This is a genomic window from Paracoccus sp. SSJ (assembly GCF_030234105.1).
In the GTDB taxonomy this organism is placed as follows: domain Bacteria; phylum Pseudomonadota; class Alphaproteobacteria; order Rhodobacterales; family Rhodobacteraceae; genus Paracoccus; species Paracoccus denitrificans.
Genome location: NZ_JASSPE010000001.1, coordinates 367687 through 386954, shown reverse-complemented (window position 1 = coordinate 386954; position 19268 = coordinate 367687). Strand labels below are relative to the sequence as shown.

General features: G+C 67.2%; 14 protein-coding genes. 6 read left to right on the top strand and 8 right to left on the bottom strand.

Going from position 1 to position 19268, the window contains the following annotated elements; all coding sequences use genetic code 11:
* Positions 1 to 27 precede the first annotated feature (27 nt).
* The 6 genes from QPR87_RS01830 to cyoA all read right to left on the bottom strand — a co-directional run bounded on the left by QPR87_RS01830 (position 28) and on the right by cyoA (position 6939).
* Positions 28 to 1830, bottom strand: a complete 1803-nt coding sequence (locus tag QPR87_RS01830) for a PHA/PHB synthase family protein (protein ID WP_285047999.1) — start codon at positions 1828 to 1830, stop codon at positions 28 to 30.
* Positions 1831 to 2024: 194 nt separating this feature from the next.
* On the bottom strand, positions 2025 to 2717 hold the full coding sequence (locus QPR87_RS01825; RefSeq protein ID WP_285047998.1) for an SURF1 family protein: 693 nt from the start codon (positions 2715 to 2717) through the stop codon (positions 2025 to 2027).
* Positions 2714 to 3097, bottom strand: coding sequence for a cytochrome o ubiquinol oxidase subunit IV (cyoD, locus tag QPR87_RS01820; protein WP_011751323.1), 384 nt, complete (start codon positions 3095 to 3097; stop codon positions 2714 to 2716). The genes QPR87_RS01825 and cyoD overlap by 4 nt, the downstream gene beginning before the upstream one ends.
* Positions 3097 to 3714, bottom strand: a complete 618-nt coding sequence (gene cyoC / locus QPR87_RS01815) for a cytochrome o ubiquinol oxidase subunit III (protein ID WP_011751324.1) — start codon at positions 3712 to 3714, stop codon at positions 3097 to 3099. Before cyoC ends, cyoD begins: the two co-directional genes overlap by 1 nt.
* 3 nt (positions 3715 to 3717) lie before the next feature.
* Positions 3718 to 5724, bottom strand: a complete 2007-nt coding sequence (gene cyoB, locus QPR87_RS01810) for a cytochrome o ubiquinol oxidase subunit I (protein ID WP_285047995.1) — start codon at positions 5722 to 5724, stop codon at positions 3718 to 3720.
* Between the two features lie 12 nt (positions 5725 to 5736).
* Positions 5737 to 6939, bottom strand: coding sequence for a ubiquinol oxidase subunit II (cyoA, locus tag QPR87_RS01805; RefSeq protein ID WP_285047993.1), 1203 nt, complete (start codon positions 6937 to 6939; stop codon positions 5737 to 5739).
* A 221-nt stretch (positions 6940 to 7160) separates the two neighbouring features.
* Here cyoA and QPR87_RS01800 point away from each other — a divergent pair, with 221 nt between their 5' ends.
* The 6 genes from QPR87_RS01800 to QPR87_RS01775 all read left to right on the top strand — a co-directional run bounded on the left by QPR87_RS01800 (position 7161) and on the right by QPR87_RS01775 (position 15598).
* On the top strand, positions 7161 to 8486 hold the full coding sequence (locus QPR87_RS01800; RefSeq protein WP_104493433.1) for an MFS transporter: 1326 nt from the start codon (positions 7161 to 7163) through the stop codon (positions 8484 to 8486).
* Positions 8487 to 8724: 238 nt separating this feature from the next.
* Positions 8725 to 10182 carry a putative nucleotidyltransferase substrate binding domain-containing protein gene (locus tag QPR87_RS01795; protein WP_285047990.1) on the top strand — a complete coding sequence of 486 codons (1458 nt, stop codon included), beginning with the start codon at positions 8725 to 8727 and terminating at the stop codon, positions 10180 to 10182.
* Complete coding sequence (locus QPR87_RS01790; protein ID WP_011751329.1) at positions 10179 to 10424, top strand: hypothetical protein; 246 nt, start codon at positions 10179 to 10181, stop codon at positions 10422 to 10424. Before QPR87_RS01795 ends, QPR87_RS01790 begins: the two co-directional genes overlap by 4 nt.
* The gene (locus QPR87_RS01785) at positions 10421 to 13126 is read left to right on the top strand and encodes an ATP-binding protein (protein WP_285047989.1); all 2706 of its coding nucleotides are present in this window, start codon (positions 10421 to 10423) and stop codon (positions 13124 to 13126) included. The genes QPR87_RS01790 and QPR87_RS01785 overlap by 4 nt, the downstream gene beginning before the upstream one ends.
* Positions 13116 to 13481, top strand: coding sequence for a response regulator transcription factor (locus tag QPR87_RS01780; protein ID WP_285047987.1), 366 nt, complete (start codon positions 13116 to 13118; stop codon positions 13479 to 13481). Before QPR87_RS01785 ends, QPR87_RS01780 begins: the two co-directional genes overlap by 11 nt.
* The gene (locus QPR87_RS01775; RefSeq protein ID WP_285047985.1) at positions 13478 to 15598 is read left to right on the top strand and encodes a 3'-5' exonuclease; all 2121 of its coding nucleotides are present in this window, start codon (positions 13478 to 13480) and stop codon (positions 15596 to 15598) included. Before QPR87_RS01780 ends, QPR87_RS01775 begins: the two co-directional genes overlap by 4 nt.
* Before the next feature lie 33 nt (positions 15599 to 15631).
* Here the strand turns inward: QPR87_RS01775 and QPR87_RS01770 are convergent, their stop codons facing one another.
* Positions 15632 to 17794 (bottom strand): esterase-like activity of phytase family protein, encoded by a 2163-nt coding sequence (locus tag QPR87_RS01770; RefSeq protein WP_285047983.1) that lies wholly within the window; start codon positions 17792 to 17794, stop codon positions 15632 to 15634.
* Between the two features lie 277 nt (positions 17795 to 18071).
* Positions 18072 to 19040: an agmatinase gene (gene speB, locus QPR87_RS01765; protein ID WP_285047982.1), complete on the bottom strand. Its 969-nt coding sequence runs from the start codon at positions 19038 to 19040 to the stop codon at positions 18072 to 18074.
* Between the last annotated feature and the right edge of the window lie 228 nt (positions 19041 to 19268).

Genomic DNA, 19268 nt, shown 5'->3' with positions numbered 1-19268 from the left:
GGGCTGTTCAATGCGCGGGGTCTTGGCCTAGCGTTGCAGCACATAGGTGCCGGGCGCGTCGGCCAGCGGCGCATGGCCGGCCTTGCGCGCGCCCATGGCCGGCGGCGGGGTGCGCTTGGCCGAGGAATGCGCGGCCAGCCAGTCGGTCCAGGCGTCCCACCACGATCCCGGCCGTGCCTCGGCGGTCTCGGCCCAGATGTCGGGGCCGGGGCAGCGCCCGCCGGCCTCGCGCAGCGCGATGCGATAGCGCCGGTGCGGCCGGCCCGGCTCGCTGACGATGCCGGCATTGTGGCCGCCGCTGGTCAGCACGAAGGTCAGTTCGGTATTGCTGAGGTAATGGATCTTGAAGACCGAGCGCCAGGGCGCGACATGGTCGCGTTCTGTGCCGACGACGAACATCGGCACACGGAGGTTCTGGATCGCGGCGGGCCGCCCCTCGACCATGAAGCGCCCGGCGGCCAGTTCGTTGTCCAGGTAAAGCCGCTCCAGGTATTCCGCATGCATCCGGTAGGGCATGCGCGTCGAATCGGCGTTCCAGGCCATCAGGTCGATCATCGGCCGCCGCTCGCCCATCAGGTAGTCATGCACCATGCGCGACCAGATCAGGTCGTTCGAGCGCAAAAGCTGGAAGGCCCCGGCCATCTGGTCGGCGGACAGGTAGCCCCGGTTCCACATCATGCTTTCCAGAAGGTTCACCTGGCTGTGGTCGATGAACAGCGCCAGTTCCCCCGGTTCGCTGAAATCGGTCTGCGCCGCCAGCAAGGTCAGGCTGGCCAGCCGGTCGTCGTCGCCATGCGCCATGTCGGCGGCGGCGATGGACAGCAGCGTGCCGCCCAGGCAATAGCCCACGGCATGGACCTTGCGCTGCGGCAGGATGGCGTTGATCGCCTCCAGCGCCGCCATCACCCCGCGCCGGCGATAGTCGTCCAGCGTCAGGTCGCGATCCTCGGCCGTGGGATTGCGCCAGGAGATGCAGAAGACCGTATGGCCCTGCGCCACCAGATGCCGGATCAGCGAGTTCTGCGGCGAGAGGTCCAGGATGTAGTATTTCATGATCCAGGCCGGCACGATCAGGATCGGCTCGGCCATGACCGTCCTGGTGGCGGGGGCGTATTGGATCAGTTCGATCAGGTGGTTGCGGTAGACGACCTTGCCCGGCGTCACCGCCACGTCCTTGCCGACCACGAAATCCTCGGTTCCGACCGGGGGCTGGCCGGTCGCCTGGCGGATCATGTCCTCGGTCCAGTTGCGCATGCCTTGCACCAGGTTCATGCCGCCGGTTTCCATGGTGCGGGCGATCACCTCGGGATTGGTGAAGGGCAGGTTCGAGGGCGAGAACACGTCCAGGATCTGCCGCGCGGTGAACGAGACGATCTCCTGGTGATGCGGGTTCATCCCCGGCACTTCGTGCGTGGCATTGTGCCACCATTGCTGTTGCAGCAGGAAGGCCTGCGCCCAGATGCTGAAGGGCGGCTTCTTCCAGCCCTCGGCGGCAAAGCGATAGTCGCCGGGCAGCGGGTCGATGCAGGCCGGCGCCTCGCGATTCACGCAAAGCGCGGCCAGGTGGCACAACAGCCGCGCGGCCTTGCGGTTGGCCTTGTCTAGCAGCTCCATCCGCTTGCCCGGCGCCGCGGCCAGATGCATGGTCCAGTCCTGCAAGGCCAGCGTCAGCGCCGCCGGCGACAGCCCGCCGGTGAACTGGGCCGTCATCGCCTCGCGCATGCGGTCGAAGGTGCGGAACGCCTCTCTGCCCAAGGGTTCGGGGCAGGGCACGGGCGGCAACTCGGCGGATGCGACAGCGGGCTTCGGTGCGCTGGTCGGGGTCTTCATGGGCATCTCCTTGGCGGACGCGGGGCGCGCGGGCACGCAGGGACCGGATGACGATGGGGCGGGGCTTGGCCATTCCGACCGGGCGGCGCCAGCATCTTGCCCACCCTTGCGAATATCAAGCCGCCAGGACGTTGATTCAAGTCAAGCCGCGTGGGTTTTCCCGATCCCCTGGGCCTTTGGGCCCTTTGCGCCCGTCAGTCCCGCGCGCCCCGGCGCCTGGCCCACAGCAGCCAGCCCGCCCAAAGCGCCGCCAGCGAAAACCAGGTCGCCGCATAGCCCAGATGGCTGTTGCGAAAACGGACCACGGTCAGCCCGCCGACGGGCTGCGCCCCGTCGCCGTGGGCATCGCCATCCAGAAACCAGGGCGCGACCGGGCCAAGGCCCTGCGCGGCGGCGATGGCGGCCGTGTCGCGGGAATACCAGCGCCCGGCTTGGGGGTCGTTGCCGCGCAGGAAGGCGCCGCCGGGCTGGCTCATGCGCAGCAGGCCCGTCACCGTGACCTCGCCGCCGGGCAGGGGGCGGTCGTCGCGCGCGGCATCCGCCACGAAACCGCGATTGACCAGCACGGTCCAGCTCTCGGGCGTTTGCAGCGGCGTCATCACCCAGAAGCCCGGCCCGCGTTCCGTCACCGCCTTGACCAGCGTGTCGCCGTCCGCGCGATAGGTTCCGGTCACTGAGACCCGGCGATATTCCGCGTCGCGCGCGTCCATCCCGGCCCATTCGGCAGGTCCGGGGGCGGGTGCCGGGGCCTCGGCCAGACGCGCCTCGACCCGGGCGATCAGGTCGGTCTTCCAGGCCAGCCGCTGCACCTGCCAGACCCCCAGCGCCATCAGCGCCACGAAGACCGCCAGCGCCCCGGCCGGCACCGCCAGCCGGCGCAGGGTCACGAACCGAAGCCCTGCATCAGTTCATGGTCCATCTGCGGCATCATGTTGGTGTTCATGTGATACATGACCCACAGCGAGCCGGCCAGCAGGATGACCACCACCACCACGGTGAAGATGGTGGAGAGCATGGTCCAGCCCTCTTCCTGCTTGCCGTTCATGTGCAGGAAATAGACCATGTGGACCAGGATCTGCACCACGGCAAAGCCGATCACCGTGACGGCGGTCAGGGCGCGGCTTTCGAAGCCGCCGGCCATGACCAGGCCAAAGGGGATCGCGGTCAGGATCACCGACAGCAGGAAGCCCTTGATATAAGAGGCATGGCTGCCGTGGTCATGGCCGTGATCGTCGTGATGCGCGGCATGTGCGTGTTCGGCGGACATCAGATCATCCCCAGCAGATAGACGAAGGTAAAGACGCCGATCCAGATGACGTCGAGGAAGTGCCAGAACATCGACAGGCAGACCATGCGGCGCTGGTTTGCGGGGATCAGCCCGGTCCGGGTGATCTGCACCATCAGCGTCACCAGCCAGATCGAGCCGAAGGTGACATGCAGCCCATGCGTGCCGACCAGCGTGAAGAAGGCCGACAGGAACCCGGATCGCTGCGGGCCGGCGCCGATATGGATCAGGTGGTGGAACTCGTAAAGCTCGATGGCCAGGAAGCACAGGCCGAAGAACAGCGTGACCGCCAGCCAGCGCAACGTGCCGCGCTGGTCGCCCTTGCCCATGGCCAGCATGGCAAAGCCGAAGGTGATCGACGACAGCAGCAGCATGGCGGTGTTGACCGCCACCAGTTCCAGGTCGAACAGGTCTTTCGGCCCCGGCCCGGCGGCGAAGCTGGTGCCCAGCACGCCATAGACCGCGAAGAGCACCGCGAACATCAGGCAGTCGCTCATCAGGTAGACCCAGAAGCCCAGGCTGGTCGAGGCGCCCTCGGGGTGGTGGTGGGGCTCAAGCTCCCAGTATTGGCGCATGGTGTCGGTCGTCGCGTGGCTCATGTCTCAAACCCCCTGCGCAAGCTGGCGCGTCCGGGCATCCTCGGTCGCCTCGATTTCCGAGACGGGGATGTAATAGTCGCGGTTGTAGTTGAAGGTATGCGCGATCGAGACCGCGATGATGCCCAGGAAGCTCAGTGCCGCCAGCCACCAGACATACCAGACCAGCGCCATGCCGCAGACCGTGGCCAGCGCCGCCAGGATCACGCCCGTGCCGGTGTTCTTCGGCATGTGGATCGGCATATAGCCGCCGGTCGGGCGGGTGGCGCCCTGCTGCTTCATCTCCCACCAGGTATCCAGCCCGTGCGAGATCGGGTTGAAGGCGAAGTTATAGGCCGGCGGCGGCGACGAGGTCGCCCATTCCAGCGTCCGCCCGTCCCAGGGATCGCCGCTGACGTCGCGGTACTCCGGCCGGTCGCGGCGCAGGATCGAGACGCCGAACTGCACGAACATGGCCGCGATGCCGCAGGCGATCAGCACCGCGCCGAAGGCCGCGATGGCGAACCAGATCCGCAGGTCGGGATCGTCGAAGACGCGCAGCCGCCGGGTCACGCCCATCAGCCCCAGGATATACAGCGGCATGAAGGCGGCCCAGAAGCCGACGACCCAGAACCAGAACGAGACCTTGCCCCAGAACACGTCCAGCTTGAACCCGAATGCCTTGGGCCACCAGAAGTTGATGGCGGCGAACAGGCCGAACAGCACGCCGCCGATGATGACGTTGTGGAAATGCGCGATCAGGAACAGCGAATTGTGCAGCACGAAATCCGCCGGCGGCACGGCCAGCAGCACGCCCGTCATGCCGCCGATCACGAAGGTCAGCATGAAGGCGATGGTCCACATCATCGGCAGCTCATAGCGGATGCGGCCGCGATACATGGTGAAGAGCCAGTTGAAGAGCTTGGCCCCGGTCGGGATCGAGATGATCATCGTGGTAATCCCGAAGAACGAGTTCACCGATGCACCCGAGCCCATGGTGAAGAAATGGTGCAGCCAGACCAGGTAGCTGAGCACCGTGATGCAGACCGTGGCATAGACCATCGAGGAATAGCCGAACAGCCGCTTGCCCGAGAAGGTCGAGGTGACTTCGGAAAACACGCCGAACAGCGGCAGGATCAGGATATAGACCTCGGGGTGGCCCCAGATCCAGATGAGGTTGATATACATCATCGGATTGCCGCCAAGGTCGTTGGTGAAGAAGTTGGTGCCCACATAGCGATCCAGCGTCAGCAGGATCAGCGTCATGGTCAGCACCGGGAACGAGGCGACGATCAGGATGTTGGCGCAGAACGAGGTCCAGGTGAAGATCGGCATCCGCATCATCGTCATGCCCGGCGCACGCATCTTCAGGATCGTCACCAGCAGGTTGATCCCCGACAGCGTGGTGCCGACGCCCGCGACCTGCAAGCCCCAGATGTAATAGTCCACCCCGACCCAGGGGCTGTAGCCGATGCCCGAAAGCGGCGGAAAGGCCAGCCAGCCGGTCTGCGCGAACTCGCCCAGGAACAGCGAGGCCATGGTGATCACCGCGCCGCCCACCGTCATCCAGAACGAAAAGTTGTTGAGGAAGGGGAAGGACACGTCGCGCGCGCCGATCTGCAGCGGCACGACATAGTTCATCAGCCCGGTGATGAAGGGCATCGCCACGAAGAAGATCATGATGACGCCATGCGCCGTGAAGATCTGGTCGTAGTGATGGCTGTTCAGGTAGCCCTCGGAGCCGCCGAAGGCCCAGACCTGCTGCAGCCGCATCATGATCGCATCGGCAAAGCCGCGCACGAACATGACCAGCGCCAGCACGATATACATGATGCCGATCTTCTTGTGGTCGACCGAGGTGAACCACTCGCGCCAGAGCCAGCCCCAAAGCCGGTATTTCGTCAGCGCCGCCAGGGCCGCGATGCCGCCGATGGCGACGACGACGAAGGTCGCCCAGACGATCGGCTCCTTGGGGATCGCGTCCCAGTTCAGCCGGCCAAGAAGAAAGGTGGTTTCGTTGGAAAACGTAGCCATGCTTGCGTCCGATCAGAAGTTCCGCGCCCGATCCGCAGCCGGATCGAGCAAGGTGACGGCATTGTCTTGCGAGGGGGTGAAGGGCCCTTTCGGAGGGGTCAACGCGTGGCCGCGCATCGGCGTCATGTCCACCGGCGCGCGCGCCAGTTCGGGCGATTTGCCGAACATCAGCGCCGAATCCTCGGGCGTGCATAACGAGGCGACCTGGAAGGGCTCCCATCCCAGCACCGGCGCGCGGGTGCCGCGGCGCTGGTCCTTGTCATAGGTCAGCCGGGTCACGTTCATGGTGCCGGCAAGCCCGGTGCCGCCCTGCGCGTCCAGCGCCATCATCTCGGCCATGCAGATCTTGCCCGGCTCCACGCACATGTTCACGATGCGCTGGAACAGATGCGGATCGACCTCGGCAAAGGACATCGGCGGCACGTTCTCGCTGGGTGCCTCCAGTTCCAGATAGCGCGGGCGGTCCAGGGTGCCGCCCGAGGCGCGGGCCTTTTCGATCCAGGCGTCGAAGCCCGCTTCGTCGGTGGCATGGGCCTTGAAATGCATCCCCGAAAAGCCGTGGCCCGAATAATGCGAGGCGATGCCCTTGTATTCGCCGGGATGGTTGAAGACGCCGTTCAGCTTGGTCTCCATCCCCGGCATGGCATAGATCATGCCGGCCATCGCGGGGATGTAGAAGGCGTTCATCACCGAGGTCGAGGTCAGCGTGAACTCGACCGGGCGATCCACCGGCACGGCCATCTCGTTGACCGAGGCGATGCCCTGCTCGGGATAGATGAACAGCCATTTCCAGTCCATCGCCACCACCTGCACCGGCAAGGGCCTGTGCTCTTCGGTCAGCGGCCGGTCGGCGCTGATGCGGTCCAGCGGCCGATAGGGGTCCAAGAGATGCGTGCCCACCCAGGTCAGCGCGCCCAGCGTGATGATGATGAGAAGCGGTGCCCCCCAGATCACGAATTCCAGCTTGGTCGAGTGGTCCCAGTCCGGCCGGTAGTCGGCGTCCTTGTTCCTCTCGCGGTAGCGGCGGGCAAAAACCACCGTCAGCACCATCACCGGCACGATGATCAGCAGCATCAGCAGCGTCGAGATCACCAGGAGGTCGCGCTGTCGCGCCGCCACGTCCCCGGCGGGCGCCAGGACCTCGGCCTTGCAGGCGGCAAGGGGAATCAGCAAGGCAAGCCAGGGCAGGCGGGCGAATTTTCGTATGTAGGTCATTGGACTACCCGATGTCGGTGAGCGACAGGTGCGGACGGCTGAGTCGCAGGGCTGCGACATGGCACGGGGTGAATTACCTTGATCTAGGTCAAGCTCGCCATGCGACGTTTTGTCCTATACAGTTCAGTTCTCGCTTCCGGCACCAATAGGGACGGAAACGCCGCGGCGGGTTGGCCCGTGCCCGGCACGAATCTGGATCGCATCGGATTCCTCGGAAAAACATGAGCACATCCTCCTCCACGCCCGCCGTGCAATCGGCCGTCCCGTCAGCGCATGGCCGCCACAGGGTTTCGCCCTCGGATGTCGCCGTGGGCGTCATCATCGGGCGCGCTTCGGAATTCTTCGATTTCTTCGTCTTTGCCATCGCTTCGGTGATCGTCTTTCCGCAGCGGATCTTTCCCTTCACCGATCCGCTGACCGGGACGCTCTTGTCATTCGCGCTGCTGGCGTTGGCCTTCGTTGCCCGGCCGCTGGGCAGTGCGCTGTTCATGAGCATCGACCGCCGCCACGGGCGCGTCACCAAGCTGACGGCGGCGCTGTTCCTGATGGGGACCGCGACCGTCGCCATGGGCCTGATCCCCAGCTATGAGAACGTGGGCGGCTGGGCCGTCGTCATCCTGGCCGTGCTGCGCATCGCGCAGGGGCTGGCGCTGGGCGGTGCCTGGGACGGCATGCCCTCGCTTCTGGCGCTGACGGCGCCGCGCAGCCGCCGCGGCTTTTACGCCATGGTGCCACAGCTTGGCGCGCCCATCGGGCTGATCGTCGCCAGCCTGCTTTTCGCCTATCTGGCGGCCAACCTGACCGCGCAGGACTTCCTGGACTGGGGCTGGCGCTATCCGTTCTTCGTCGCCTTCTCGGTCAACGTGGTGGCGCTGTTCGCGCGGCTGCGCATCGTCGCGACCGAGGAATTCGCCGAGCTTTTCGAATCGCGCGAACTCCAGCCGACCCGCATCGGCAAGACCCTGCGCGAGGATGGCGGCGCGATCCTCATCGGCATCTTCGTGCCGCTGGCCAGTTTCGCCATGTTCCATATGGTCACGGTCTATCCGCTGTCCTGGATCTATCTCTACACAGACGAGACGCTGCTCAGCTTCCTGATCATCGAGGCGGTGGCGGCGACCGGCGGCATCCTGGCCATCCTGCTGTCGGGCTGGCTGGCCGACCGCATCGGGCGGCGCAACCTGCTGCTGGTGGGGGCATTGCTGATCGGCTGCTTTGCCGCGCTGGCGCCGCTGCTTCTGTCGGCGGGCAAGACCGGCGAACTGGTCTACATGATCGTCGGGTTCTTCATCCTCGGCCTCAGCTTCGGGCAAAGTTCCGGCGCGGTCGCCTCGCTGTTCGAGGCGCGCAACCGCTATACCGGCTCGGCCATCGTCTCGGATCTGGCCTGGATGTTCGGCGCGGGTTTCGCGCCGCTGACCGCGCTTTTGCTGTCGACCTGGCTGGGATTGTCGGCGGCGGGGCTTTACCTGCTTTCGGGTGCGATCTGTTCGACCGTGGCCATCCTGCTGTCGGGCAAGCTGGAGTTCCGCGCCGCCGAACGCTAGGCCCGATTTTACCCCTTCGTTCCCCGTTTCGCATGAGACGCCGTGCAGCAAGGATGTTGTGAAACGCCCTCGCTTAGGCTTATCAAGGTATTGCGAGCAGGAGGAGTGCCGAATTGGCGCCCGGTGCAGCCCCGCGAGGGTTGTGCCGGTCGCTGTTAAAGGGTCGGGAGGGGGCAGAGAGATCCATGGGTGATTCCTCTGGGGTTATGGTTTGGCTCGCGCGGACGATGCGGCGGGGATGCCGGCAGTGACGGCCGGCGATCAGGCGCTGCGCCACGAGCAGCGCGAGATGGTGACGCTGGTCACAGCGCGGGTGCGCGATGCCATCCTGCGCAAGCCGCATTTCGTCGATGCCGAAACCGACCTGGTGACGCTGTGCGGCGAGCTTGCGGCGCGCGGCATCGCCGATGCGCTGGTGCGCGACGGCGACAGGCTGGGCATCTTCACCACGACCAATCTGGTGCAGGCCATCCTGCGCGATGCGCCGCCCGCGTCGCTGAAGGTGCGCGACTTCACCAGCTTCACGCCCTGGTCGGTGTCGGTTGGGGACGATCTTTACGACGCGATGATGCTGATGCTGCGGCACCGCATCCATCGCGTGCTGGTGCGCGACGGCGACGAGGTGGTCGGCATCCTCAGCCAGATGGACCTGATGGGCTTTCTGGCCAACCAGTCGCATCTGATCTCGGCCGAGATCGCGCGGGCGACAAGCCCGGCCGAACTGGCCCGGCCCGCCGCCCAGGTCGAGGCGCTGATCCGCGTGCTGCACGAGGACGGCGTTCGCATCGAGGTCATCGCCGGGCTGGTCGGGGCGCTGAACCGGCAGATCTTTCGCAGGCTGTGGCAGATGCTGGCGCCGCAGGCCCTGCGCGATAACAGCTGCCTGATCGTCATGGGCAGCGAGGGCCGGTCCGAACAGATCATCCGCACCGATCAGGACAATGCACTGATCCTGCGCGACGGCTTTGCCTTCGACGGGCTCGACCGCGTGACGCAGGCCTTTACCGAGGCACTGATCTCTTTCGGCTATCCGCCCTGTCCCGGCGGCATCATGCTGAGCCGGCCCCTGTGGTGCCAGAGCGTGCAGGCCTTTGGCGACACGCTGCGCGACTGGATCCATGGCGACGATCCCGAGGGGCCGATGAACCTGGCCATTTTCCTCGATGCCGCCGCCGTCGCCGGGGACGAAAGCCTGCTGGCCGCCTTGCGGGATCGGTTGCAGCGCATGCTGACCGGCAGCGACAGCTTTTACGCCCGTTTCGCCGCCGCGATCCGGCAGTTCGACAGCGGGGCCGAGGGCGGCTGGTGGCGCCGCCTGCCGGGCATGCGCGGCCCCGAGGCGGCCGAGATCGATCTCAAGAAGCTGGGCATCTTCCCGGTCGTGCACGGCACCCGCGCCCTGGCGCTGGAATATGGCATTGCCGCGTCCGGAACCCGCGCCCGCCTGCAGGCGCTGGCGGGGGCGGGGCGTATCGATGCCGGACTGGCGCGCGACCTGGCCGATGCGCTGCATTGCATGATGGCGCTGAAGCTGGACAGCAACCTTGCGCAGATCGCGCGCGGGCAGGCGCCCGACAACAGCATCCGCCCGACCGAACTGGGCCGGCTGGACCGGCAGGCGCTGCGCGATTCGCTGAACATCGTGCGCGACTTCAAGCAATGGCTGGGCCAGCATTACCGGCTGGACCTGCTATGAGGCGGCGCGACGGACCATCGGCGCAGGTGCTGCTGGCGCTGTGCGGCGCCGGTTTCCTGCTGTTCAACTTTCCCTTGCTGCTGATCTGGGACCAGCCGTTGACGGTGCTTGGCCTGCCGCTTCTGCCGGTGGCGCTGTTCGTGATCTGGGTGGGGCTGATCGCGGCGCTGGCCTGGGTCAGCGCGTCGCGCGGCGGACGGGGCGGCAAGGAGCCGGAGAAGCACGAGGAGAGGGACGGATGATCCAGCCCGGCCTCGTCCTTGCCGTCTCCTTCGGCTATCTGCTGCTGCTGGTGGCGGTGGCGGCGCATGGCGACCGCCGCGCCGATCAGGGGCGCTCGCTGATCGACAGCAGCTTTGTCTATGCGCTGTCCTGGGCGGTCTATTGTTCGGCCTGGACCTATTTCGGCAGCGTCGGGCGTGCCGCCTCGGGCGGGGTGTGGTTCCTGCCGATCTATCTGGGGCCGATGCTGGCCATGCTGCTGGCCTGGCTGGTGCTGCGCAAGATGGTGCGGATCGCGCGCAGCTACCGCATCACCTCGATCGCGGATTTCATCGCCAGCCGCTATGGCAAGAGCCCGCTGCTGGCGGCGCTGGTGACGCTGATCACCGTGGTCGGCATCCTGCCCTATATCGCCTTGCAGCTGAAGGCGGTCTCGGCCGGCTATGAGGCGCTGACCGGCGGCCTGGGCCAGTCCGATGCGGCCTGGTGGCGCGACGGCACGCTTTACATGGCGCTGTCGCTGGCCGGTTTCGCAGTGGTCTTCGGCACCCGGCACCTCGACCTGTCCGAGCGGCACGAGGGCATGGTCGCCGCCATCGCCTTTGAATCCGCGGTCAAGCTTGCGGCCTTTCTGGCGGTCGGCGTCTTTGTCACCTACGGGCTTTTCGGCGGCATGGGCGACATCTGGGCGCGTGCGCAGGCCCAGCCCGACATCGCCGGCCTCTTGCGGCTTGGCGGGCAGGGGTTCGAGGGCTTTCAGGGCGCGCAATGGTTCGCGCTGACGCTGCTGTCCATGCTTTCGGTGCTGATGCTGCCGCGCCAGTTCCAGGTGATGGTGGTCGAATGCGTGAACGAACGGCATATCCTGCGCGCCTCGTGGCTGTTTCCGGCCTATCTGCTGCTGATCAACATCTTCGTGCTGCCCATCGCCATCGGCGGCATGCTGATCTTTGGCGATGGCGGGGCGGGGGCGGAAAGTTATGTGCTGACGCTGCCCCTGTCGCAGGGGGCGGAGTGGCTGGCGCTGCTGGCCTATCTGGGCGGGCTTTCGGCGGCGACCGGCATGATCATCGTCGAAACCGTCGCGGTCTCGACCATGGTCTGCAACGACCTGGTGATGCCGGCGCTGCTCAGCAGCGGCCGCTTTGCCCGCACCGGGGGCGATCTGACGCGGGTCTTGCTGAACATCCGCCGCGCCGCGATCCTTCTGGTGCTGCTGCTCGGCTATCTTTATTTCCGCATCGCGGGCGAGGCTTATGCGCTGGTCTCGATCGGGCTGATCAGCTTTGCCGCGGTGGCGCAATTCGCCCCGGCGCTGCTGGGCGGCATGTATTGGCGCGGCGCGACGCGGGCCGGCGCGCTTGGCGGGCTGCTCGGCGGGTCGCTGGTCTGGGCCTATACCCTGATGCTGCCGTCGCTGGCGCGTTCGGGCTGGATCGGGGCCGGGTTCCTCGACGGCCCCTTCGGCCTGGCGTTCCTGGCACCGCAGCACCTGTTCGGCCTGACCGGCTTTGACGAACTGACCCATTCGCTGTTCTGGAGCCTGATGGTCAATATCGGGCTTTACGTCGGCCTGTCGCTTAGGGGTCGCGCCTCGGCGCGCGAGGCCAGCCAGGCGCTGCTGTTCGTCGAGGTGTTCCAGCGGGGGCAGGCGCAGCCGGTCTTCTGGCGCGGTAGGGCGCGGCTCGAGGATCTGCGCCGGCTGGCGGGCCGCTTCCTGGGCGCGGCGCGGGCCGAGGCGCTGTTTCGCGACCACGCGCGCGAGACCGGGACCGCGCTGGACAGCCTGACCGCCGATGCCCGGCTGGTGGACCGGGTCGAGCGCCAGATCGCCGGCGCCATCGGCACCGCCTCGGCCCGCGTCATGGTCGAATCGGCGGCGCAGGAGGAATCGCTGAGCTTGGGCGACGTGCTGGAGATCATCGACGAGGCGTCGCAGGTGCGCACCTATGCCCGTGAACTGGAAGAGGCCACGGTCGAGCTGCGTGCCGCCAATGAAAAGCTGAAAAGCCTCGACCAGCTCAAGGACGACTTCATGTCCTCGGTCACGCATGAGCTGCGCACGCCGCTGACCTCGATCCGGGCGCTGACCGAGTTGATGCTGGACACGCCCGACATCCAGCCCCAGGAGCGCGAGGAGTTCCTGAACATCATCCTGTCGGAAAGCGAAAGGCTGAGCCGGCTGGTCAACCAGGTGCTGGACCTTGCCAAGATCGAATCCGGCATGGCGGAATGGCACAATACCGACGTGGACATGAAGGCGCTGATCGTGGCGGCCCTGCGGTCCACCGCCGAACTGTTCCGCGAGCGCGGGGCCGAGGTGCTGGCCGACCTGCCCGAGCAGGTGCCGATGGTGCTGGCCGATCCCGACCGGCTGACGCAGGTGCTGGTCAACCTGCTGTCGAATGCCGCGAAATTCGTCCCCGAGGGCCGCGGCCGGGTCGAGGTGGCGCTGTGCCATCGGGGTGACGAACTGGTGGTCACGGTGCGCGACAACGGCCCCGGCGTCGCGCCCGAGGACCAGGCCGCCGTCTTCGACAAGTTCCGGCAGGGCGGCGAGGCCGGCAACCGCCCGCCCGGCACCGGGCTCGGGCTTCCGATCAGCCGGCAGATCGTGGTTAATCTGGGGGGCAGGATGTGGCTCGACAGCCAGCCGGGGCAGGGCGCGTGCTTCGCCTTCAGCCTGCCGCTTCGCAGCAAGGGAGGGTCCGATGACGGATAGGGTGCTGATTGCGGATGACGAGCCGAACATCGTCGTCTCGTTGTCCTTCATGCTGAAACGCGAGGGCTACGAGGTGCTGGTCGCCCCGGACGGCACGCAGGCGCTGGCGATGATCCGCGGCGAACGGCCGCGGCTGGTGCTTCTGGATGCGGCCATGCCGGGCATGAGCGGCTTCGAGGTCTGCGAAGCGGTGCGCGCCGATCCCGAGCTTTCCGGCATCCGCATCCTGATGCTGACCGCCAAGGGCCGCGACATCGACATCGCCCGCGGCATGGGGGCGGGTGCCGACGCCTATGTGACGAAACCTTTTTCGACCCGCGACCTGATCGTGCGCATCCGCGAGATGCTGGCATGAGGCCCGGCCTGCGCCGCCTGTTGCCTGTCGCCGCACCGGGGCTGGCGCTGATGCTCTGGGCGCTTGGCGGTGCGGTGCTGTTCCATGCCTCGCTGCCGGCGGGGCAGGGTGCCGGGCTGGTCTCGGCGCTTGGTCCCGCGCTGCAGGCCAACGGCGCGATCCTGTTCGGCTGGTGGCTGGCCGGGGCGGCGCTGGCGGGCTGGTGGGCGGCGCGGCTTCATGCCCGCCATGTCGAGGGTCCGGCGCGGCTGGCCGATGCGGCGCGGCTGCTGACCGACAATGCCGATGCGCCGCGGCTGGAGGCGGCTTCGCCTCCTGCGCTGGCCGCGCTGGCCGATGCGGTGAACCGGCTGGCCGATCAGCGCCAGGCTCTGCGCACCGACATGGCCCGGCTGGTGGCCGAGGCGCAGCAGAAGGTGGCGCAGGAACGCGACCAGCTTGGCGCGCTGATGGCCGAGTTGCGCCAAAGCGTCGTGGTCTGTAATCTCGACGGCCGCATCCTGCTTTACAACGACCATGCGCGCGGCCTGTTCCATCGCGTCTCGGGCGGGCAGCTTGCCGGCGGGGCCGAGGCGATCGGGCTGGGCCGCTCGATCCACGGCGTGATCGACCGCGCCCTGATCGAGCATGCGCGCGAGACGGTGGACCGCCATATCGCGCGGGGCGATACGGCGGTTTCGGCGCAATTCGTCACCACCACGGCCACGGGCAGCCTGCTTCATGTCGTGCTGGCGCCGGTGCGGTCGCAGGGCGGCGCGATCAGCGGCTATGTCCTGCTTCTGGACGACATCACCCAGGATTATGCCGCCCAATCCCGCCGCGACCGCCGCCTGACCGAGCTGACCGAGGCCAGCCGCGCCTCGCTGGCCAATATGGGCGCGGCGCTGGACATGCTGGACTATCCCGACCTGGAGCCGGCCGAGCGCGACGGCTTCCATGCCATCGTCCGCGACGAGGTGGCGGCCATGGGCCAGCGGCTGGCGGCGATGACGGCGGATGCCTCGCAAGAGATCCTGACCCGCTGGCCCCTGCAAGAGATGCTGGGCGACGACTTTCTGGCGGCCGCGGCGCAGCATGTGCTGGCGCAGACCGGGCGGGTGGCCAAGGTCGAAAGCGCCGAAGAGGGGCTGTGGCTGCGGCTGGACAGCTTTTCGCTGATCCAGGCGCTGGGCGCGCTGGCGGGGCAGTTGAAGGGGCCGCAGGGCATGCCGTCGCTGACCCTGCGCCTGGCGCCGGCCGCGACGCCGGGCTGGGCGCATCTGGATCTGGTCTGGCCGCTTGATCCGGCCGCCCCGGCCGCGGGTGGCGATACCGGCGTGCAAAGCGCCGCCCGCGACATCGCCGAGCGGCACGGCGGCGAATTGTGGCTGGAACAGGACCGCCCGGCCGGCCTGTCCTTCTTTCGCTTCCTGTTGCCCACCGCGGCGGCTGGGCCCGAGGCCGAGGCGCTGGAGGCGCGGCCGGAATTCTATGATTTCGACCTGTTCGCGGCCAGCGATTCCAGTCGCTCGCTGGACGACCAGCCGCTGGAGCGGCTGAGCTATACCGTCTTCGACACCGAGACGACCGGCCTGAACCCCGCGCAGGGCGACGAGATCATCCAGATCGGCGCGCTGCGCATCCTGAACGGCAAGCTCTTGCGCGGCGAACGCTTCGACCAGCTTGTCGATCCCGGCCGCGAGATCCCGCCCGAATCCATCCCCTATCACGGCATCCACCCCGAGATGGTGCAGGGCCAGCCCCGCATTGCCGAGGTGCTGCCGGCATTCCACGCCTATGCCTCGGACACGGTTCTGGTAGGCCATAACGTCGCCTTCGACATGCGCTTCCTGCAACTGAAAGAGGCGGCGACCGGGCTGCGCTTCGACCAGCCGGTGCTGGACACGCTGCTTCTGGCCAGCATCGCCCAGCCGCACGAGCCCTCGCATTCGCTGGAGGCCATCGCCGCGCGGCTGGGGGTCGAGATCACCCAGCGCCACAACGCGCTGAGCGATGCGCTGGTGACGGCCGAGGTGTTCTTGCGCCTTCTGCCGCTGCTCAAGGCCCGCGGCGTCGTCACGCTGGGCCAGGCGCGCGAAGCGGCCGAGCATTCCTATTACGCCCGGCTGCGGTATTAGCGGGCAGGGCCGGCGACGGCCCCGCCCCTGGCATCACAGCGCGCCAAGGTTCCAGAACAGCGTCTCGCCCGAGCTGTCGTCCACGCCGTCATTGTCGGTCACCACCCAGGCGTCGCCACGGGCATCGAAGGCCAGCCCCTCGACCTTGTCCACCACATAGCCGTTGGTCAGCCCGCGCAGTTCGGGGATCAGGTCGCGCATCTCTTGCTTGGCGATGACCGGCAACTCGCCCCCCAAGGCCGCCGGTTGCAGGTCGGCCAGCGCCACGCGAAAGATCTTTTTCGCCGCCGCCCTGTCGCCGATCAGGTTGTCGCGTTCGATGACATAGGCGTGTTCGCCCTTCACCGCGATCTCCGACAGGCCCATCCAGCCCTCGCCCTTCGGCTCCAGCGGATAGCGCACCGCGCCCCATTCCCCGGCGTCGAGGTCATAGGCCAGCAGCTTGACCTGCCCCTGCGGATCGTCGCCCCATTCCCGCTGCATCGCGACCCAAAGCGTGTTGCCGACCTTGGCGATGCCTTCGGCGCCGAAGCGGGTCTGATGCGCCAGCAATTCGGCGGGCAGCGCAATTTCCTGCGTGATCTCGCCCGCCTCGTTCACATGCAGGATGGCATGGGGCACCAGCTTGGCCGCATCGCCCTCGTTCGCCAGCCAGAAGCCGCCCTCGCCGTCCGAGGTCAGCCCCTCGATGTCGAGCTTTTGTGCCGCATTGCCGCCGCGGGTGACGATGGTCTGCTTTACGATCCGCGCGGGCTTGGTGCTGATGTCGATCTCGTAGATCGAGGGCATGGTCGAATAGACGCTGTCCGAGGCGGCGAAAAGCCGGTCGTCGCGTCCGGGGGCCGAGGCCAGCGCGCCAAGCGCGCCCCAGCCGATCGGCGCGTCCGCCCCGGCCGAGGTCAGCATCGGATAGGCCGGCTCGGCATCCGAGCGCTCGAAGATCATCACATGCGCCCGTGCTGCGCCGTCCTCGCCCAGATCGGCCTCGTTTGCGGTGACGAACAGGTTGCGCGCGGGAATGGCGACCGCCCCTTCGGGCGAGATGCCCGAGGGCAGGATCTGGGTCGGTTTCGGCGCTGCCGGGTCGGTCAGGTCATAGACCGCCACGACCGAGGCGCGCTCGGACAGCACGAACAGATAGGGCGTCTCGCCGAAGCGGGCGAATTCGACGCTTTCGATCTCGACGCCCTTGGATTTCGAGCGTTTCTCGGGATAGTGGCCGATCTCGGCGATGGCATGTTCCAGCGTGGCGCCGGATTCGTAAACGACCGTGCCGTCCTTGTTCCAGATGGTGAAGCCGCGCGAGCCGCCCTTCCAGTCGCCTTCGTTGGCGGTGACGAAATGATCGGCGTCGATCCATTTCACCCCGTCGGGTTCGCGCGGGATCGGGTCGGTCTTGCCGGAAAAGTCCAGCCTGCCGTCGGTCCTGGTATCGACATCCTCCAGCACGACCGCGCCGGCCGAAAAATGCGTGGCGAGTTTGCCATCGGCGCCGATGACGGCGATGTGGTTGTTTTCCTGAAGCGTGACGACGATCTCGCCCGCCTCGTTGATGTCCACGAATTCGGGTTCGGGATCCTCGGGTGCGATCTCGGCCAGGCCGGTCAGTTCGATCCGCTCAAGCGCCGCGCAATCGGCCGTGCCGTCCCGAACGGGCAGCTTGACCAGGAATCCCGCCGGCATCTGCGGCAGCCCGCCGTCGCCCGCCTCCTCGTCGCGCTCGTTCTCGATCGCCACGGCGAGGAAGCTGCCGTCATGCGCCACCGCCACCGAATCCGGCTGGCCGCCAAGGTCGCAGGATGCCACCTCGGCCGCGCTGTCCAGGTCGATCACGGCAAGCCGGCCCGAGGGGTTGGCATGGCTTTCCGAGGTGTTCACGCCGACGAAGGCGCGCGACCCGATGATATGGGCGGTGGTCGGTTCGCCGTTCAGCGCGACATTGCCCAGCGGCTTCGGCGCCAGGGGGTCGGAGATGTCGATCAGCCCGACCGCGCCCAGGGGGCTGTCGGTATAGATCAGGGTCATGCCGTCCGGCGAAGCCGAGATGATCTCGGCCGACGAGGTGCGGTCCCTGTCCTCGCCCTCGGCCATGTTGGCGGTGACCGGGAACGAGGCGATGCGGTTGAAGCTTTCGGACAATGCGGGGCCGGCAAGAAGCGCAAGCATCGAGGCGGCGGAAAGCAGGCGGGCGGTCATGGCAACTCCTGGGATGCGGATCGCGCGCAAGCTACGGCCGGCATGAAACGGTCCGGTAACGCAGGGCCGACAGTTTCATGTCATCTTTTCGTGGGCCCTGCAGCCCGGCCGTCCCGACAAGAGAAAGCCCCGCTCCGGCGAGGGAGCGGGGCAGGCGCCAATGCAGAAAACAGGGTAACGGGATACTCGATGACCTTGAAAGGTGCCGCCGGTCTATCGCCTGTCCGGCCGGCCGTATGTGCGCTGCCGCACAGTCGGGCGAAAAAACGCGCCGGGGTCAGCCCTGCCCGGCCCGGCCGGCGGCCAGCACGCAGAGCAGTTCGAAAAGCACCGTCGCGCCGGTCAGCGCGGTGATGCCGCCGATGTCGAAGGGCGGCGAGACCTCGACCACATCGGCGCCGACGATGTTCAGCCCGGCAAGGCCGCGCAGCATCGCCTGCGCCTCGCGCGTGGTGAAGCCGCCGATCTCGGGCGTGCCGGTGCCCGGTGCCATCGAAGGGTCGATGCCGTCGATGTCGAAGGTGACATAGGCGGGTGCATCGCCCATCAGGGCGCGGACCTCGGCCATCACGTCGTCGGGGCCGCGTCGGGCGAATTCCTCGATATGGATGATGCGGACGCCCTGATCCCTGGCCCATTGGTGCTCGTCGGCCGCATAGACCGAACCGCGGATGCCGATCTGCACCATGCGCCTGGGGTCCAGGATGCCCTCTTCGATGGCGCGTCGGAAGGGCGTGCCATGGGTATAGGGATTGTCGCCGAAATAGCCGTCGTTGGTATCGGAATGGGCATCGAACTGCACCAGGCCCAGCGGACCGTGCCCGGGATCCGCCTTGTGGATCGCCCGCAGCACCGGCAGCGTCGTCAGGTGGTCGCCGCCCACGCTCAGCGGCAGGGCGCCCTTGGCGCAGACCTGGGCGATGCCGTCCTCGATCTGGCGCAGCGCGGCCATCAGGTCGATGGGCTGGACGACCAGGTCGCCGATATCGGCGACGGCCAGCCGTTCATAGGGGGCGATGCCGGTGACGTGATGGACGCGGCGCATCAGGCTGGACTGGTTGCGCACCTCGCGCGGGCCGTGGCGGGCACCGGCGCGGTTGGTGGTGCCGCCGTCCCAGGGGATGCCGAGGATGGCGACATCCAGCCCCTCGGCGCTGGCGACCGCCGGCAGGCGCATGAAGGTCGAATGCCCGGCAAAGCGCGGGATCAGGGCGGCGTCGACGGGTTCGTGCAGGGGTCGGGGCATGATGGCTTTCGCTGGAGGGGTTGCGAGACGGCGTCTTGTCCAGCGCATGATGCCTTGCACCGGCCGGGATTGGCAAACCGGATCGGCATCGCATCCGTTTTCCGGCCAAGGCCCCGTCATGGCGACATCGTCGGTCCCCACCCGCACCGGCCCGTCCGCTTGCCGGGCAAGGCGAGGAAGCAATCAACCCATCGGGAACATTAGGTTTTCCTGCCGGGCTGGCATGGC

Coding starts and splice junctions, on each gene's coding strand:
- QPR87_RS01830 (WP_285047999.1), bottom strand. CDS start 1,830: ATGAAGACCCCGACCAGCGCACCGAAGCCCGCTGTCGCATCCGCCGAG.
- cyoD (WP_011751323.1), bottom strand. CDS start 3,097: ATGTCCGCCGAACACGCACATGCCGCGCATCACGACGATCACGGCCAT.
- cyoC (WP_011751324.1), bottom strand. CDS start 3,714: ATGAGCCACGCGACGACCGACACCATGCGCCAATACTGGGAGCTTGAG.
- cyoB (WP_285047995.1), bottom strand. CDS start 5,724: ATGGCTACGTTTTCCAACGAAACCACCTTTCTTCTTGGCCGGCTGAAC.
- cyoA (WP_285047993.1), bottom strand. CDS start 6,939: ATGACCTACATACGAAAATTCGCCCGCCTGCCCTGGCTTGCCTTGCTG.
- QPR87_RS01800 (WP_104493433.1), top strand. CDS start 7,161: ATGAGCACATCCTCCTCCACGCCCGCCGTGCAATCGGCCGTCCCGTCA.
- QPR87_RS01795 (WP_285047990.1), top strand. CDS start 8,725: ATGCCGGCAGTGACGGCCGGCGATCAGGCGCTGCGCCACGAGCAGCGC.
- QPR87_RS01790 (WP_011751329.1), top strand. CDS start 10,179: ATGAGGCGGCGCGACGGACCATCGGCGCAGGTGCTGCTGGCGCTGTGC.
- QPR87_RS01785 (WP_285047989.1), top strand. CDS start 10,421: ATGATCCAGCCCGGCCTCGTCCTTGCCGTCTCCTTCGGCTATCTGCTG.
- QPR87_RS01780 (WP_285047987.1), top strand. CDS start 13,116: ATGACGGATAGGGTGCTGATTGCGGATGACGAGCCGAACATCGTCGTC.
- QPR87_RS01775 (WP_285047985.1), top strand. CDS start 13,478: ATGAGGCCCGGCCTGCGCCGCCTGTTGCCTGTCGCCGCACCGGGGCTG.
- QPR87_RS01770 (WP_285047983.1), bottom strand. CDS start 17,794: ATGACCGCCCGCCTGCTTTCCGCCGCCTCGATGCTTGCGCTTCTTGCC.
- speB (WP_285047982.1), bottom strand. CDS start 19,040: ATGCCCCGACCCCTGCACGAACCCGTCGACGCCGCCCTGATCCCGCGC.